General features: G+C 63.7%; 14 protein-coding genes. 9 read left to right on the top strand and 5 right to left on the bottom strand.

Features of this window, described 5'->3' with window-relative positions:
* Nucleotides 1-123 precede the first annotated feature (123 nt).
* Complete coding sequence (locus tag NKJ89_RS14080; RefSeq protein ID WP_352603195.1) at nucleotides 124-486, bottom strand: nuclear transport factor 2 family protein; 363 nt, start codon at nucleotides 484-486, stop codon at nucleotides 124-126.
* 144 nt (nucleotides 487-630) lie between these two features.
* Between NKJ89_RS14080 and xylA the strand changes: the two genes are divergently transcribed.
* Both xylA and NKJ89_RS14070 read left to right on the top strand, forming a co-directional pair.
* Entirely contained in the window at nucleotides 631-1,956 is a 1,326-nt protein-coding gene (xylA, locus tag NKJ89_RS14075; protein ID WP_352603193.1) for a xylose isomerase, read from the top strand.
* Nucleotides 1,957-2,369: 413 nt separating this feature from the next.
* The gene (locus NKJ89_RS14070) at nucleotides 2,370-2,579 is read left to right on the top strand and encodes a hypothetical protein (protein WP_023761176.1); all 210 of its coding nucleotides are present in this window, start codon (nucleotides 2,370-2,372) and stop codon (nucleotides 2,577-2,579) included.
* Nucleotides 2,580-2,620: 41 nt separating this feature from the next.
* Here the strand turns inward: NKJ89_RS14070 and NKJ89_RS14065 are convergent, their stop codons facing one another.
* Nucleotides 2,621-3,601 (bottom strand): GlxA family transcriptional regulator, encoded by a 981-nt coding sequence (locus NKJ89_RS14065; RefSeq protein WP_352603191.1) that lies wholly within the window; start codon nucleotides 3,599-3,601, stop codon nucleotides 2,621-2,623.
* A 77-nt stretch (nucleotides 3,602-3,678) separates the two neighbouring features.
* Between NKJ89_RS14065 and bcoG the strand changes: the two genes are divergently transcribed.
* The 7 genes from bcoG (at nucleotide 3,679) to NKJ89_RS14030 (ending at nucleotide 11,587) form a co-directional block, all read left to right on the top strand.
* Nucleotides 3,679-4,596, top strand: a complete 918-nt coding sequence (gene bcoG / locus NKJ89_RS14060; RefSeq protein WP_352603189.1) for a 3-dehydrocarnitine:acetyl-CoA trimethylamine transferase BcoG — start codon at nucleotides 3,679-3,681, stop codon at nucleotides 4,594-4,596.
* Nucleotides 4,597-4,618: 22 nt separating this feature from the next.
* Complete coding sequence (locus tag NKJ89_RS14055; protein ID WP_023761173.1) at nucleotides 4,619-5,248, top strand: HD domain-containing protein; 630 nt, start codon at nucleotides 4,619-4,621, stop codon at nucleotides 5,246-5,248.
* Nucleotides 5,245-6,348: a carnitine 3-dehydrogenase gene (locus tag NKJ89_RS14050; protein WP_023761172.1), complete on the top strand. Its 1,104-nt coding sequence runs from the start codon at nucleotides 5,245-5,247 to the stop codon at nucleotides 6,346-6,348. Before NKJ89_RS14055 ends, NKJ89_RS14050 begins: the two co-directional genes overlap by 4 nt.
* Nucleotides 6,349-6,352: 4 nt before the next feature.
* Nucleotides 6,353-7,516, top strand: a complete 1,164-nt coding sequence (locus NKJ89_RS14045; protein WP_352603187.1) for an acyl-CoA dehydrogenase family protein — start codon at nucleotides 6,353-6,355, stop codon at nucleotides 7,514-7,516.
* A gap of 64 nt (nucleotides 7,517-7,580) precedes the next feature.
* Nucleotides 7,581-9,659 carry an acetate--CoA ligase family protein gene (locus NKJ89_RS14040; RefSeq protein ID WP_352603185.1) on the top strand — a complete coding sequence of 693 codons (2,079 nt, stop codon included), beginning with the start codon at nucleotides 7,581-7,583 and terminating at the stop codon, nucleotides 9,657-9,659.
* Nucleotides 9,652-10,434 (top strand): carnitinyl-CoA dehydratase, encoded by a 783-nt coding sequence (locus tag NKJ89_RS14035; RefSeq protein WP_352603183.1) that lies wholly within the window; start codon nucleotides 9,652-9,654, stop codon nucleotides 10,432-10,434. Before NKJ89_RS14040 ends, NKJ89_RS14035 begins: the two co-directional genes overlap by 8 nt.
* 214 nt (nucleotides 10,435-10,648) lie before the next feature.
* Nucleotides 10,649-11,587 carry an alpha/beta hydrolase gene (locus NKJ89_RS14030; RefSeq protein WP_352603181.1) on the top strand — a complete coding sequence of 313 codons (939 nt, stop codon included), beginning with the start codon at nucleotides 10,649-10,651 and terminating at the stop codon, nucleotides 11,585-11,587.
* Nucleotides 11,588-11,615: 28 nt separating this feature from the next.
* On the opposite strand, the gene NKJ89_RS14025 is transcribed toward NKJ89_RS14030, so the two are convergent.
* The 3 genes from NKJ89_RS14025 to NKJ89_RS14015 all read right to left on the bottom strand — a co-directional run bounded on the left by NKJ89_RS14025 (nucleotide 11,616) and on the right by NKJ89_RS14015 (nucleotide 15,295).
* On the bottom strand, nucleotides 11,616-13,274 hold the full coding sequence (locus tag NKJ89_RS14025) for an FAD-binding dehydrogenase (protein ID WP_352603179.1): 1,659 nt from the start codon (nucleotides 13,272-13,274) through the stop codon (nucleotides 11,616-11,618).
* A gap of 27 nt (nucleotides 13,275-13,301) precedes the next feature.
* Nucleotides 13,302-14,288 (bottom strand): Gfo/Idh/MocA family protein, encoded by a 987-nt coding sequence (locus NKJ89_RS14020; protein WP_352603177.1) that lies wholly within the window; start codon nucleotides 14,286-14,288, stop codon nucleotides 13,302-13,304.
* A gap of 116 nt (nucleotides 14,289-14,404) precedes the next feature.
* Nucleotides 14,405-15,295: a LysR family transcriptional regulator gene (locus tag NKJ89_RS14015; protein WP_352603175.1), complete on the bottom strand. Its 891-nt coding sequence runs from the start codon at nucleotides 15,293-15,295 to the stop codon at nucleotides 14,405-14,407.
* Nucleotides 15,296-15,374: the final 79 nt, after the last annotated feature.

Below are 15,374 nucleotides of genomic sequence, written 5' to 3'. Positions count from 1 at the left end.
GGCGCCTACAGACATACGTTTGTGATTGGCGAAAGCCCCGAGGCCAGCCGATCTCCCCCCTTGAGGGGGAGATGGCCGGTAGGCCAGAGGGGGGCGCTTCACGCCCGCCTCCCCCAGAAGTCCTCACTGCGCCGGCACCTTGTCGAGAAAACCGGTGACGCTCTTCAGGCGGCCGTTCTCGATGATGCCGATGTCAGTGCCTTCGATCACCGAGGCCGTGCCCTCCGGACCGAGATTCCACGAGAAGCGGATCTTGTCGGCAAAACCGTCCGGCGTGCCCTTCAGCGAGAACCGGAAGCCGGCAAATCGCTGCTGCACGCCGTCGATGAGTGCCGCGACACCCGCATGGCCATCGCCCTGCATGAGCGGGTCGCGATAGCTGACGTCTTCGGTGAAGGTTGCCTTGAGCAAGTCGGCCCGACGGCCGGCATCACTTTCGTTCCAGGCGGTGATGTAGCTTTGGGCGATCTTGTTGAGGTCGGTCATGGCGTGTCTCCTTTGTCTGACTGTTTTGACACGAGCCTTTTCGACCAGCGGACGAACGAAACCAATTACGCCTGAGGTAATCACGGCGAATTACCTGAGGTAATCAGGGCCTGAGGTAGGGCCAACTATTCGAGAGGAAAAAACATGAGCAGCGGATTTTTTGGCGACATCAAGAAGATCAAATATGAGGGGCCGGATTCGACCAATCCGCTGGCCTACCGGTTCTACAATCCCGACGAGGTGGTGGCCGGCAAGCGGCTGGAAGACCATCTGCGCTTTGCCGTCGCCTACTGGCATTCCTTCGCCTGGCCGGGCGGCGATCCTTTCGGCGGCCAGACCTTCGACCGGCCGTGGTTCCCCAAGGCCGGCGGTGTCGACACGATGGAACTGGCGAAACTGAAAGCAGACGTCGCCTTCGAGATGTTCTCGCTGCTTGGTGCGCCCTATTTCTGCTTCCACGACGCCGATGTGCGGCCGGAGGGCAAGGACTTTTCCGAGAGTGCGGCACGCCTCGACGAGATCGCTGACTACTTCGCGGGAAAGATGAAGCAGACCGGCGTCAAGCTCTTGTGGGGCACTGCCAACCTGTTCTCCAATCGCCGCTTCATGTCGGGCGCGGCCACCAATCCCGATCCGGATGTCTTTGCCTACGCGGCAGCGACGGTAAAAAGCTGTATCGATGTCACCAAGCGGCTGAAGGGCGAGAACTATGTGCTGTGGGGCGGGCGCGAGGGCTATGAGACGCTGCTCAACACCGACCTCGCCCGCGAGCAGGAGCAGGCCGGCCGCTTCCTCAGCCTCGTCGTCGACTACAAGCACAAGATCGGTTTCAAGGGCACGATCCTGATCGAGCCGAAGCCGCAGGAGCCGACCAAGCACCAGTATGATTACGATGTCGCGACCGTCTACGGCTTCCTCAAGCGCTTCGGACTGGAGAAGGAGGTCAAGCTCAACATCGAGCAAGGCCACGCCATCCTGGCCGGTCATTCCTTCGAGCACGAGCTGGCGCTGGCCAATGCGCTCGGCGTCTTCGGCTCGATCGACATGAACCGCAACGACTATCAGTCGGGCTGGGACACCGACCAGTTCCCCAACAACGTGCCTGAAATGGCATTGGCCTACTACCAGGTGCTGCAGGCCGGCGGCTTCAAGACCGGCGGCACCAATTTCGACGCCAAGCTGCGCCGCCAGTCGCTTGATCCGCAGGATCTGCTGATCGGCCATATCGGCGGCATGGACTCTTGCGCACGCGGCCTCAAGGCCGCAGCCCGCATGGTCGAGGACAAGGCGCTGTCGGCACCGCTGGCCGAACGCTATGCCGGCTGGAACACGGCCGAGGGCAAGGCGATGCTGTCGGGCAAGCGCACGCTGGAAGAGATCGCCGAGCGCGTCGTCAAGAAGAAGATCGAGCCGCAACCAAGGTCGGGTCGCCAGGAACTACTGGAAAACATCGTCAACCGGTACGTGTGAACCCCGATCTGGACCGACATCCGCCATCTCTGTCTGAAGCCGCGGCAATCGCCTTCCGCTGGAGCAATTCCAGGAAAAGTGTGACGCGGTTTTCCGTCCGGAATTGCGTCAAAACAAAGAGTTAGAGGGTTCGCCGTTTCCGTGAGACGGTGAAATGCTCCAGTCAGCCCATTCGCGACAGGCAGCCGAGGATCGCATAGATCCTCGGCTGCCTGCTGTTCGAAAGCAGCTGTAGATCTCTCCTTGGCCTGACCTGCCCAGACACGGGAACAAACTTTGCGCAAAGCCGGGTGCGACGACACGGTTTTTGCCCTTTGACGCCCTTCAATGACCTCGCTCTTGCCTTCAAACTGCCGTCACGTATCTCGTATAAGACTGCTCGTGGCGGGAGAGGAAGAAGGAGGCGACCCGATATGCAGAACGAACGTGAAATCGACGCCCTGCTCTCACCGGGCGAAGTCGAATCGATTATCGACCGGCTGATGGCAATGCCGCATCCGAAGGATGGCACGCGCCGCTCGAACGAATGGGACCGCGCCGTTGCCAGCCGTTTCGAGACCCATCTTGCCAGGCAAATGCGCTCGCAGATCGACGGCGGCAGCGACCACCAGAATGCTGCCTGAACTTTCTGTGCATGTCGTTGTCCTTTTGGGCGACATGCACGTCAGCCCCGGCGCAGCCTGACCGGCGCTTCGCCGAAAGCCCTTGAAAATGCCCTCGAAAACGCCGCGGCGGACGAAAATCCGGTCCGCCCAGCAATATCGGCCATCGCCACCCTGGTGTCGACCACCAGCCGGCGCGCCACACCCAGGCGCAGCCTGAGATAATAGGCGCCCGGCGTCTCGCCGATCGACTTGCGAAAGATGCTTTCCAAGGTTCGCGCCGTCACTCCGGCGCGTTTGGCCACCGCTTCTATGGTCAGCGGCTGATCGACATGCGATTCCATCAGCCGGATGGCCTGCGCCAGGCGCGGATCGTAGCCATCGAGCCGACCGAGCGAGACCAGCGGCTGCGCGTCGGTCGCGGCACGTGCCTGGTCGTAGATGAAGACGCTGGCGACATCGAGCGCCACGGCCATGCCCAGCCGCGTGCGAATGAGATGCAGCATCAGGTCGAAGGTCGGCGACGCGCCGCCAGACGTGAACACCGGCCCGTCGATGACGTAGCGGTCCGGGCGCACGTCGACGCCAGGGAAGGCCGACGAGAAATCCTCCATGTCCTCCCAGTGGGTGGTGGCGCTTCGCCCTTCCAGCAGGCCGGCGCGCGCCACCAGCCACGTGCCGGCCTCGACACCGCCGCACGCGCGGGCCGTACGCGCCGCCCGGCGCAGGCCTGACAACAGCGACGATGTCGCATAGTTCTGGGTGCCAAAGCCGGCGACGACGACAAGAACGTCGGTCGCCTCACCCGCATCGAAGCGGCCGCTAACCGCCACCGGCAGGCCGCAGGTGGTGACCGGAGCCTCGCCGGTCACCGAGACCAGCTTGAAATCGAACAAGGTCTCGCCGGAGATGCGGTTGGCGGCGCGCAAAGGATCGACCGCTGACGCGACACACATGATCGACGAGCCGGAAAACACCAGCAGCGTCACCTTGAGTGGAGAGCGTTCCGAACGAAAGATGGTCGGTTTTTCGCTTTTCATCATGGAAGCTTCGTAAAACGCAAAACAGTTTCCGGCAAGTCGGGCATTGTTGTGGCTTGTTTCTTTCGGAGGAGAGTTCCATGCCGCTTGCGATGAACCGTGAGGTTTTCATTACCTGTGCCGTGACCGGATCCGGCGGCTCGCAGGATCGCAGCCCGCATGTACCGCGCTCGCCCAAGCAGATCGCCGATTCGGCCATCGATGCGGCCAAAGCCGGCGCTGCCATCGTCCACTGCCATGTGCGGGACCCTGAAACCGGCAAGCCGAGGCGCGACGTGCATCTCTATCGCGAAGTGACCGAGCGCATTCGCGAGGCCAATGTCGATGTGGTGCTGAATCTGACGGCCGGCATGGGCGGCGACATGGTGTTCGGCTCGCCGGAAGCGCCGCTGCCGCTCAACGAGAAGGGCACCGACATGGGCGGCGCCACCAACCGCATGGAACATGTGCGCCAGTGCCTGCCGGAAATCTGCACGCTCGATTGCGGCACCATGAATTTCGCCGAGGCCGACTATGTCATGACGAATACGCCGGGCATGCTACGCGCCATGGGTGGCATGATGACGGCGCTCGGCGTCAAGCCGGAGATCGAAGCCTTCGACACCGGCCATCTGTGGTTCGCCAAGCAGCTGGTCGAGGAAAAGGTGCTCATTCCCGACGCGCTTGTGCAACTCTGCATGGGTGTGCCGTGGGGGGCGCCCGACGACCTCAACACCTTCATGGCAATGGTCAACAACGTGCCGTCGACCTGGAACTGGTCGGCCTTCGCCATCGGCCGCAACCAGATGGCCTATGCCGCCGCCGCCGTGCTGGCCGGCGGCAATGTCCGGGTCGGCCTGGAAGACAATCTGTGGCTCGACAAAGGCGTGCTGGCGACCAATGCGCAGTTGGTCGAACGAGCCGCCAGCATCGTCACCAATCTGGGCGCCAGGATCATCGGCCCGGAGGAAGTGCGCAAGAAGCTCAACCTCACCAAGCGGGCGCCGATAGCGGCATAAATTATTCGCCGGGAGGGTCGATATGACTACCGTAAAATTCACGGCGATGAAGGATGGCGACCGGGACGACTATGAGTTCCTGACCGCGCATGAAATCGACTATGCGGCCAGGACCGGCGAGCGGCTGCTCGACGCGCTGGTTCAGCTCGACGCGGGCCTGTCGGGCTACAAGATCACCCGGCTCGGCCATTCGCTGCAGGCGGCGACCCGCGCCTGGCGCGATGGCGCCGATACCGACTGGATCGCGTGCGCGCTGCTGCACGACATCGGCGACATCTACGCGCCCTACAATCACGATGAATATGCCGCTTCGATCCTGAAACCCTTCGTACGCGAACAATGCACCTGGGTGGTGGAAAAGCACGGCGATTTCCAGCGGCTCTACTATGCCCATCATCTGGGCGGCAACCGCCATGCGCGCGACCGCTTCGCCGGCCACGCCTATTTCGATGATTGCGATCAGTTCTGCGAGCGCTGGGACCAGTCGAGCTTCGACCCCGACTACGACACGCTGCCGATCGAATTCTTCCGGCCCTTCGTGCTCGAAGTGTTTGCCCGCAAGGCTTACGATCCCCCGGTGATCCGCGCCGGCGAGCGCGTGCCTCTCATCGATCCCGCAACAGCCAAGACAAGAACCGGAGCTTCCGCATGAGCATCATCAACAAGGCGGCCGCCATCGGTGGCGGCGTCATCGGCGCCGGCTGGGTGGCGCGCCTGTTGCTCAACGGCATCGACGTGTCGATCTTCGATCCCGATCCCGAAGCGTCGCGCAAGGTTGGCGAAGTGATGAAAGGCGCGCGCCGCGCCTACAAGCAGATGGTGCCTGGCGGCTTGCCGAAAGAGGGCAAACTGACCTTTGCCAAGACCATCGCCGAGGCGGTTGCCGATGCCGACTTCATCCAGGAAAGCGTGCCTGAGCGGCTCGATCTCAAGCACCGCGTGCTGGCCGAGATCGATACCCATGCGCCGGCAAACGCCATTGTCGGCTCCTCGACCTCGGGCATCAAGCCGACCGACATGCAGGTGGCGATGAAGAAGCACCCGGAGCGGCTGGTCGTCGGGCATCCGTTCAACCCCGTTTACCTCTTGCCGCTTGTCGAGATCGTCGGCGGCGAACAGACCTTCCCAGAGGCGATCGAGGTCGCCAAGGAAATGTATGCCTCGATCGGCATGAAGCCGGTGGTGATCCGCAAGGAGATCGAAGCCTTCGTCGGCGACCGCCTGCTCGAAGCGGCATGGCGCGAGGCGCTGTGGCTAATAAAGGACGGCATCTGCACCGTCGAGGAACTCGATGACATCATGCGCTTCGGCTTTGGCCTGCGCTGGGCGCAGATGGGCATGTTCCAGGTCTATCGCGTCGCAGGGGGCGAGGCCGGTATGCGCCACTTCATGGCCCAGTTCGGGCCGTGCTTGAAATGGCCATGGACCAAGCTGATGGACGTGCCGGAGTTCAACGATGAACTGGTCGACCTGATCGCCACGCAGTCGGACGACCAGGCGCATGGGCTGTCGATCCGCGAGCTGGAAAAGATCCGCGACGACAATCTGGTTGCGATCATGGACGCGCTGTCGAAGCAGAACAAAGGCAAGGGCTGGGGTGCCGGTGCCTTGCACAAGGACTATACCAGGCAACTGGCCAAGCTAGCGGCCAAAAAGCCTGTGGCCTCCAAGGCGGCCGAGAAGGCCAAGACGTTGAAGCCGGTGAAGAAAGCCGAAAAGCCGAAGAAAAAGACCGGCAAGAAGAAGGGCTGAGATCATGGATTTCGGGTTGTCGGAGGAACAGAAGCTCATCGTCGAGGCGACGAAGGCGTTCGTCGAGAACGAGCTATACCCGCATGAGCGCGAGGTCGAGCGCACCGGCGTGCTGCGCCGCGAGTTGATCGAGCAAATCAAGGCCAAGGCGATCGAGGCCGGGCTCTATGCCGCCAACATGCCGGCCGATGTCGGCGGCGCGGGCCTGGATACGGTGACCTGGCTGCTCTACGAGAAAGAGCTCGGCCGTGCCAATTATGCGTTGCACTGGACCTGCGTGGCGCGGCCCTCCAACATCCTCTTGGCCGGCACACCCGAGCAGCGCGAGAAATATTTGTTCCCCTGCATCCGCGGCGAGAAATGGGACTGCCTGGCGATGACCGAGCCGGGCGCCGGCTCCGACCTGCGCGGTATGAAGGCGACGGCCGTGCAGGATGGCGACGACTGGGTGCTCAACGGCACCAAGCATTTTATCTCCCACGCCGACCTCGCCGACTTCGCCATCGTGTTCATGGCTTCCGGCGAAGAGGATTCGCCGCGCGGCAAGCGCAAGAAGATCACCGCCTTTTTTGTCGACAAAGGGACCAAAGGCTTCACCGTCCGCGACGGCTACCGCAACGTCTCGCATCGCGGCTACACCAATGCCATCCTCGAATTCGACGATTGCCGCTTGCCGGCCTCCCAGGTTCTGGGCGAGGTGCACAAGGGCTTCGATGTCGCCAATTCCTGGCTCGGCGCCACTCGGCTGCAGGTCGGCGCCACCTGTCTCGGCCGCGCCGAGCGGGCGCTTGGCCATGCGGTGGAATATGCCGCGCAGCGCCAGCAGTTCGGCCAGCAGATCGGCAAGTTCCAGGGCGTGTCGTTCAAGCTTGCCGACATGGCGACCGAACTGAAGGCCGCCGACCTGATGGTGTTCGAAGCCGGCTGGAAGTACGATCAGGGCACCGTCACCGACCAGGACATGGCCATGGCCAAGCTGAAGGCCACCGAAATGCTCGCCTTTGTTGCCGATGAAGCGATCCAGATCCATGGCGGCATGGGGCTGATGGACGATTTGCCGCTGGAGCGCATCTGGCGCGACGCCCGGGTCGAGCGAATTTGGGAAGGCACTTCGGAGATTCAGCGACATATTATTTCGCGGGCGCTGCTGCGTCCGTTCGGGGCTTAGAGCATGATCCCCCAAGGTCGGAGCTAGGCTTGGGAGAAGATGATGCTCAAACGAAAAGATGACCATGCATAAACTCGAACGTCTTTTGCGCCCCAAATCGATTGCCGTCTTCGGCGGCGCGCAGGCCGCAGTCGTCGTGGCGCAATCGATCAAGATGGGTTTTGCCGGCGAGATCTGGCCGGTGCATCCGAGCAAGGAAGAGGTTGCCGGCCGAAAGGCCTATCGCTCCGTCGCCGATCTTCCCGGCGCGCCGGACGCCGCCTTCGTCGGCGTCAACCGGCACTTGACCATCGAGGTGGTCAAGGCGCTGGCCGAGCGCGGCGCCGGCGGTGCAGTCTGCTTTGCCGCCGGCTTCCTCGAGACCGAGGCCTATGACGACGACGGCGAGCGGCTGCAGGCCGAGCTGGTCGCGGCGGCGGGCCAGATGCCGATCATCGGCCCGAATTGCTACGGCCTGATCAACTATGCCGACGGCGCACTTCTGTGGCCCGACCAGCATGGCGGCATCCGACTGGCCGACGGCGGCAAAGGTGTCGCTATCATCACCCAGTCGTCGAACATCGCCATCAACATGACGATGCAGAAGCGCGGCCTCCCGATCGCCTTCCTGATGACCGCCGGCAACCAGGCGCAGACCGGCCTGTCCGAAATGGCACTCGGCCTGATCGAGGACGAGCGGGTCACCTCGCTTGGCCTGCACATCGAAGCCTTCGATTCCGTAGCCGGCTTCGAACGGCTGGCGGCCAGGGCCCGCGAGTTGAAGAAGCCGATCATCGCCATGAAGGTCGGCCGTTCCGAACAGGCGCGGCAAGCGACCGTCTCGCACACCGCCTCGCTGGCAGGGTCGGACGCCGCATCGGGCGCCTTCCTGAGGCGGCTGGGCATAGCGCGCGTCGATTCCATCCCCGCCTTCATCGAGGCGCTGAAGCTGCTGCATATCACCGGACCGTTGCCCGGCTATAGGCTGTCATCGATGAGCTGCTCGGGCGGCGAGGCTTCGGTCATGGCCGACAGCGCCGAAGGCCGCTGGGTCAATTTCCCGGTGCTCAGCGACACCCACCGTGCCCATGTCAAATCGACGCTCGGGCCGCTGGTCGCGGTGGCCAATCCGTTGGACTATCACACCTTCATCTGGAACAATGAGCCGGCGATGACCGCCACCTTCACCGCCATGGTGTCGGGCGGGTTCGACCTCAACATGCTGGTGCTCGACTTCCCGCGCCCCGACCGCTGCTCGGACACCGACTGGTGGGCGACGCTGCGTGCCTTCGAATCTGCGCTTAAGACCAACAAGGCGCAGGGTGCCATCGTCTCCTCGCTGCCGGAGAACCTGCCGGAGGAATACACTGCCGGCCTTATGGCGCGCGGCATGGTGCCGTTGTTCGGCATTTCAGAAGCCATGGACGCCGCCGGGGCGGCAGCCTTCATCGGCTGGGCGTGGCACGAACCGCAGGCGCAGCCGATCGACACCTCCGCCTCCGGCGCGCCTGTCGGCGAACACGTCACGCCCGACGAGGCCGAGGCGAAATCCTGCCTCATCAAGGCCGGCCTGCCGGTGCCGAAAGGCGAGCGCGCCGCCAATGCGGTCGAGGCGGTGATCTCGTCGATGGCGCTCGGCTTCCCGGTGGCGCTGAAGGCGCTGGGCGTCACCCACAAATCCGACGTCGGCGCGGTGCAGCTCAACCTCAAAGACGCCGAGTCCGTCAGCACCGCGGCGCATGATCTCTTGCCGCTCGGCACCGGGCTCTATGTCGAGCGCATGGTGCGCGACGGCGTCGCCGAACTGATCGTCGGCTTCACCCGCGACCCGATGTTCGGCGCGGTGATGACCCTGGGCACCGGCGGCGTGCTGGTCGAGCTGCTGCGCGACAGTGTCACGCTGATGCTGCCGGCGACCCGCGATGACATCGAGGCAGCGTTGCGCGGCCTGAAGCTGTACCCGCTGCTCGAGGGCTATCGCGGCCGGCCGAAGGCCGATGTTCAGGCTGCCATCGACGCCATTTTGGGCATTGCCGCCTTCGTGCAGGAGAATGCCGGCGAGATCGAGGAACTCGACATCAACCCGCTGATCGTCTGCGCGGAGGGAAAGGGCGCCTGGATCGCCGATGCGCTGCTGGTGCTGGGAGACAAGAAGAATGTCTGACGTCGTTTCGACCCGCCGCGAGGGCACGATCCTGGAGGTCACGCTCGACCGACCCAAGGCCAACGCCATCGACCTGAAGACCTCGCGGCTGATGGGCGAAACCTTCAAGGCATTCCGCGACGATCCGAACTTGCGTGTCGCCATCGTCAAGACCGCCGGCGACAAGTTCTTCTGCGCCGGCTGGGACCTCAAGGCGGCTGCCGGCGGCGACGCGGTCGACGGCGACTATGGCGTCGGCGGCTTTGCCGGCCTGCAGGAACTGCGCGACATGAACAAGCCGGTCATCGCCTGCGTCAACGGCATGGCAGTCGGCGGTGGCTTCGAGCTGGCGCTGTCCTGCGACCTCATCTACGCCTCCGATCATTCTTCCTTCGCGCTGCCCGAAATCCGCGCCGGCACGCTGGCCGACGCGGCAACGATCAAGCTGCCGAAGCGCATTCCCTATCATGTCGCCATGGACCTTCTGCTCACCGGCCGCTGGATGGATGTCGCGGAGGCGCATCGCTGGGGCCTAGTCAACGAAGTGCTGCCCAAGGAGAGGCTCGAGGAGCGTGTCTGGGAGATAGCGCGGCTGCTCGCCGGCGGCCCGCCGCTGGTGTTTGCCGCGATCAAAGAGACCGCGCGGGTGGCCGAGGCGCTCACCTTCCAGGACGCGATGAACAGAGTGACGCGCCGGCAGCTGCCGACGGTCGACGCGCTCTACGGCTCCGAGGACAATATGGAAGGCTTTCGTGCTTTTGCGGAAAAGCGTGAGCCGGTGTGGAAGGGGAAGTAATGGGAACGATGGCGTTCCGTCACACCCCCCTCTGTCCTGCCGGACATCTCCCCCGCAAGGGGGGAGATCGGATGCCATTTCTGCTTTCGCCAACTGTCAACGTTGCAAGGAGAGCACCGCGATCAACGCTGCCAATCTCCCCCCTTGCGGGGGAGATGGCCGGCAGGCCAGAGTGGGGTGCCCGGGCTCAACCTTGGCAGCCCTTCCAGCGCCTATGACCGACTACAAAACGCTCATCGACGCCGAGACCTGGGCTTTCATCGAGCGGACCAATTCCTACTATCCGCCCGACACGATCGATTACACGATCGCGCAGCAGCGCGACATCTACGACCGCATGTGCCGCGAATTCTTTGCCGGCTACCCGCAAGGCGTCGCGGTCGAAACCTCCGCCATTGCAACGCGAACGCACGAGATCCCGATCCGCATTTACCGAAGCGCACGCCAAGCAGCCGTGACGGTGCTGTATTTCCATGGCGGCGGCTTCATTCTCGGCGGCCTGAACAGCCATGACGATGTCTGTGCCGAACTCTGCGACCGCACCGGCTACGAGGTGATCTCGGTCGATTACCGGCTGGCGCCGGAGCACTTGCATCCATCGGCCTTCGACGACGTGATGAGCGCCTTCGAATGGGCTGGCATCGCCCGCAGCCACCCAATTCTTCTATGCGGCGACAGCGCCGGCGGCAATCTTGCCGCCGCGGTCAGCCACGCGACACGCGGCCATGCGAAACGGCCGATCGGCCAGGTGCTGATCTATCCCGGTCTTGGCGGCGACCGGTCGAAGGGATCCTATCTCAGGCATGCCGAAGCGCCGATGCTGACCATGCGCGACATCGAATTCTACAAGAACATCCGCACCGGCGGGCGAGACGGTACCGGCGACATCACGCAGTCGCCGCTTGCCGACGCCGATTTCGCCAACCTGCCGCCGACCGTGCTGATCACCGCGCAATGCGACCCGCTGTCGTCCGACGGCGAAGCCTATCGCGACCGCATCGTCGCTGCCGGCGGACGGGCATACTGGTTCGAGGAACCGGGCCTGGTGCATGGCTATCTCAGAGCCCGGCACACGGTCGGCCGCGCCCGCGCGAGCTTCACCCGGATCGTCGATGCAGTGGCCGCGCTTGGACAGGGCGCCTGGCTCTGGTGAGTGGTTTTGTCGTCTCGCGGTTTGGGCCTTATTGCACGGCCTCGGCCGCCGCCCGGCCGGCGCTGCGGCCGGAAAAAATGCAACCGCCGAGGAAGGTGCCCTCAAGCGCCGCATAGCCATGCACGCCGCCGCCGCCGAACCCAGCGGCTTCGCCGACGGCGTAGAGTCCCGCGACCGGCTGGCCATCGGCACCCAGAACGCGGCTGTCGAGATCGGTCTGCAGGCCGCCCAGCGTCTTGCGGGTCAGGATGTTGAGCCGCACGGCGATCAGCGGGCCATTTGCCGGGTCGAGCATCTTGTGTGGCTTGGCCGTGCGGATCACCCGGTCGCCGAGATAGGCGCGGGCGCCGCGCAAAGCGGTGATCTGCATGTCCTTGGAGAACGGATTGTCGAGCTGCCGATCGCGGGCGCGGATTTCGCGCTCGACCTGAGCGACGTCAAGCAGCGGCTCGCCGCCGGCCAGCGCATTCATGCGTGCAACCAGCGTCGGCAGATCCGCCTCGACGATGAAGTCCTCGCCCTTCTCCATGAAGGCTTTGACAGGACCCGGAATGCCCGAGGTGGCGCGGCCGAGCACCTGGCGCCAGCTCTTGCCGGTCAAATCGGGGTTCTGCTCCGAGCCCGACAGCGCGAACTCCTTCTGGATGATCTTCTTCGTCAGGATGAACCAGGAATAATCGAAGCCGGTGCTCATGATGTGGGACAGCGTGCCCAGCGTGTCGAAGCCAGGATAGAGCGGCACGGGCAGGCGCTTGCCCCGTGCATCAAGCCACAGCGAAGACGGGCCGGGCAGGATGCGGATCGCATGGTCGGTCCAGATCGGCGACCAGTTCTTGATGCCCTCGACATAGTGCCACATGCGGTCGCGGTTGATGATCGAGCCGCCGGCCTGCTCCGTGATCGCCAGCATGCGGCCATCGACATGGTCGGGCACGCCGGCGATCATGCGCTTTGGCGCCGCGCCGAGCCGCTGCGGCCAGTTTTCGCGGACAAGCTGATGGTTGGCGCCAATGCCGCCGGAGGCGACGATCACTGCCTGCGCTCGGAATGCGAAATCGCCCGCGATGTCGCGTGAACTCTTGTGGCCGCGCTCGACAGTGCTCGGCTGCAGTATATCGCCGCGCACACCATCAACGGTAGCACCCGTGCGGGTCAATTCGTTGACGCGGTGGCGGAATTTGAAGCGGATCAGCCCTTGCTTCTGAGCCTCGCGCACACGCTGGACGAAGGGTTCGAGCACGCCCGGGCCAGTGCCCCAGGTGATGTGGAAACGCGGCACCGAATTGCCGTGGCCGATGGCGTTGCCGCCGCCGCGCTCGGCCCAGCCCACCACGGGAAAAAACTTCAGGCCGCGCTGCAGGAGCCAGGAGCGTTTCTCGCCGGCGGCGAAGCCGACATAGGCTTCCGCCCATTGGCGCGGCCAGAAATCCTCGGGCCGATCGAAAGCCGCTGTGCCCAGCCAATCCTCCAGAGCCAGATCGTGCGAATCGCGGATGCGCATGCGCCGCTGCTCCGGCGAATCGACAAGGAAAAGGCCGCCGAACGACCAGAATGCCTGGCCGCCAAGCGATTGCTCCGGCTCCTGGTCGACGATGATGATCCGCTTGCCGGCCTCGGCAAGTTCGGCGGCGGCAACCAGCCCGGCAAGGCCGGCGCCGACAATGATCACGTCCGCGTCGTCAGACATTTTCCCCTCCCAATCAGCCGGCTAAGCTCAGACTGTCTCCCAGCTGTCCTTGCCGCCGGCGCGGAAGATGGTGTCGATGACTTTCTGGTTGAGCACGGATTCCTCCAGCGTGAAGACGCGCTCCTTGCCGCCCTGTGCCGCACGCGCGAAGGTCTCGACCTCCAGCCGGTATTGCTGCGTACCGGGAAAGCGGAACACTTGCGCCTCGGTGTGGTTCTGGTTGTGCAGTTCGACCCGGTGATGGTCATACAGCCCGGCGTTGAAGGGCGAGAACACTTCAATGAAACCCTTCTCGCCGTGGAACACCATGAACTGGCGCGCCGCCATCTGCGTCGAGAGGTAAAAGGACAATTCGAAATCACCGAAATCGGCGCGGATCGAGGAATAGATGTCGGTGCCGAATTTCTCGTCGCGTTCGATTGTCGCCTGCAAGCGCAGCGGCTCCTTGCCAGTCGAAAAGCGCGTCGACACAGTCGGATAGACGCCGATGTCGGGCAGCGCGCCGCCGCCGAGATTGAGCTTGTTGCGCATATTGTTGGGGTCGACATTGTAGTAGGAGAACGCGCCCTGCACATGGCGCAGCCGGCCGATGGCGCCGCTGGCGATGAGATCGCGCACCTTGATCCATTGCGGGTGGTAGATGACCATGAACGCTTCGCAGACGAGCACTTTTTTGGCGTCGCGCAGCTTGATCAGCGGGAGAATGTCCTTGGCGTCGAGCGCCAGCGGCTTTTCGACCAGCACATGCTTGCCGGCTTCGATGGCCTTGGCTGTCCATTCGACATGTTGCGAGGTCGGCAACGGGATGTAGACGCCGTCGATTTCGTTGGAGGCGAGCAGGTCCTCATAGGAGCCGAAGGCATGGCGGGCGCCAAAGCGCTCGGCCAGTGCCTTGGCCTTCGACAGGTCGCGACTGGCGATCGCCGACAGCACACCATTCTCCGCCTCGACCATTGCCGGCAACAAATGCTCGCGGCCGATCTTGGCTGTGGACAACACACCCCATCGAAACATCAGGCTTCTCCATCACGATTTACAGGCCACGAGGTTTGCCCGATATCGGAAGAAAAGCCAATGTGCAGTGCTGGCTCATCGCCCACCATGGCCACAAGGGCAGGGTAAAGCGCCGCCTACCCGCTCACCTTGAAGAAATCGACGAAGGCGCGCAGCGCCGGGCGCATCTGGCGGCGACTGGGGTAGTAGACGAAGAACCCGTCGAAGGGCGGGCACCAGTCCTCCAGCACGCGGATCAGCCGGCCGTCGGCAAGCGGTGCCCGCACATAGTCCTCGAAGACGAAGGCAAGCCCGGCGCCATCGACCGCTGCTTGCGCGATGAGCCGATCCTCATCGAGGATCAGTGGCCCCTGCGTGGCGATCTCGATCACCTCGCCATTTCTCTCGAACTCCCAGCGGTAAAGGATACCGCTGGAGAAGCGGAAGCGGAGGCAGCGATGGTCGGCAAGGTCGCGCGGGTGGCGCGGTCTGGGCATGACCTCGAAATAGGATGGGGCGCCCACCACCGCGCCGCGAATGTCCGGCCCGATCCGCACCGCGATCATGTCACGTTGCAGACTCTCGCCCAGCCGAACGCCGGCATCGAAACCGCCTTCGACGACATCGGTGAAGCGGTCCTCGATGGCGATCTCGAGCACGATGTCGGGATAGGCCGCGGCAAAAGCGCCAAGCCGTGGCGTCAGCACCAGATGCGCTGCCGTGCGGGGTACGCTGAGCCGCAGATTGCCGGCAGGCCGATCGCGCGCTTCGATCGCCGTCTCCAGCGCCAGGTCGATCTCCGAAAGAGCTGGGCGCAATCGCTCCAGCAGCTGCGCGCCTTCTTCCGTCGGCGCGACGCTGCGCGTGCTGCGCGCCAACAGCCGTACGCCAAGCCGTGTTTCCAGGCTGGACACCGCGTGACTTACCGCCGACGGCGCGATTGCCATTTCCTTGGCCGCGCCGCGAAAGCTGCCGCATTGGGCAACGGTTGCCAGCACTGCCAGCTGTGAAAGATGTGCTCGGTTCATTGATCTACTTTTTAGAGCAACCCGTACAAACATGAGCGGATTATCGAACGCAAAGCAAGGCGCTATCTTCCAGGCATCA

Source organism: Mesorhizobium sp. M0047 (assembly GCF_040323315.1).
GTDB lineage: Bacteria > Pseudomonadota > Alphaproteobacteria > Rhizobiales > Rhizobiaceae > Mesorhizobium.
This window is presented reverse-complemented; position numbering and strand designations above follow the sequence as displayed.

Excerpts from the sequence above, each read along its gene's own strand:
- NKJ89_RS14020 (WP_352603177.1), bottom strand. The coding sequence starts at position 14,288 with ATGTTTCGATGGGGTGTGTTGTCCACAGCCAAGATCGGCCGCGAGCAT.
- xylA (WP_352603193.1), top strand. The coding sequence starts at position 631 with ATGAGCAGCGGATTTTTTGGCGACATCAAGAAGATCAAATATGAGGGG.
- NKJ89_RS14025 (WP_352603179.1), bottom strand. The coding sequence starts at position 13,274 with ATGTCTGACGACGCGGACGTGATCATTGTCGGCGCCGGCCTTGCCGGG.
- bcoG (WP_352603189.1), top strand. The coding sequence starts at position 3,679 with ATGCCGCTTGCGATGAACCGTGAGGTTTTCATTACCTGTGCCGTGACC.
- NKJ89_RS14040 (WP_352603185.1), top strand. The coding sequence starts at position 7,581 with ATGCATAAACTCGAACGTCTTTTGCGCCCCAAATCGATTGCCGTCTTC.
- NKJ89_RS14065 (WP_352603191.1), bottom strand. The coding sequence starts at position 3,601 with ATGATGAAAAGCGAAAAACCGACCATCTTTCGTTCGGAACGCTCTCCA.
- NKJ89_RS14045 (WP_352603187.1), top strand. The coding sequence starts at position 6,353 with ATGGATTTCGGGTTGTCGGAGGAACAGAAGCTCATCGTCGAGGCGACG.
- NKJ89_RS14050 (WP_023761172.1), top strand. The coding sequence starts at position 5,245 with ATGAGCATCATCAACAAGGCGGCCGCCATCGGTGGCGGCGTCATCGGC.
- NKJ89_RS14035 (WP_352603183.1), top strand. The coding sequence starts at position 9,652 with ATGTCTGACGTCGTTTCGACCCGCCGCGAGGGCACGATCCTGGAGGTC.
- NKJ89_RS14055 (WP_023761173.1), top strand. The coding sequence starts at position 4,619 with ATGACTACCGTAAAATTCACGGCGATGAAGGATGGCGACCGGGACGAC.
- NKJ89_RS14030 (WP_352603181.1), top strand. The coding sequence starts at position 10,649 with ATGACCGACTACAAAACGCTCATCGACGCCGAGACCTGGGCTTTCATC.
- NKJ89_RS14080 (WP_352603195.1), bottom strand. The coding sequence starts at position 486 with ATGACCGACCTCAACAAGATCGCCCAAAGCTACATCACCGCCTGGAAC.
- NKJ89_RS14015 (WP_352603175.1), bottom strand. The coding sequence starts at position 15,295 with ATGAACCGAGCACATCTTTCACAGCTGGCAGTGCTGGCAACCGTTGCC.
- NKJ89_RS14070 (WP_023761176.1), top strand. The coding sequence starts at position 2,370 with ATGCAGAACGAACGTGAAATCGACGCCCTGCTCTCACCGGGCGAAGTC.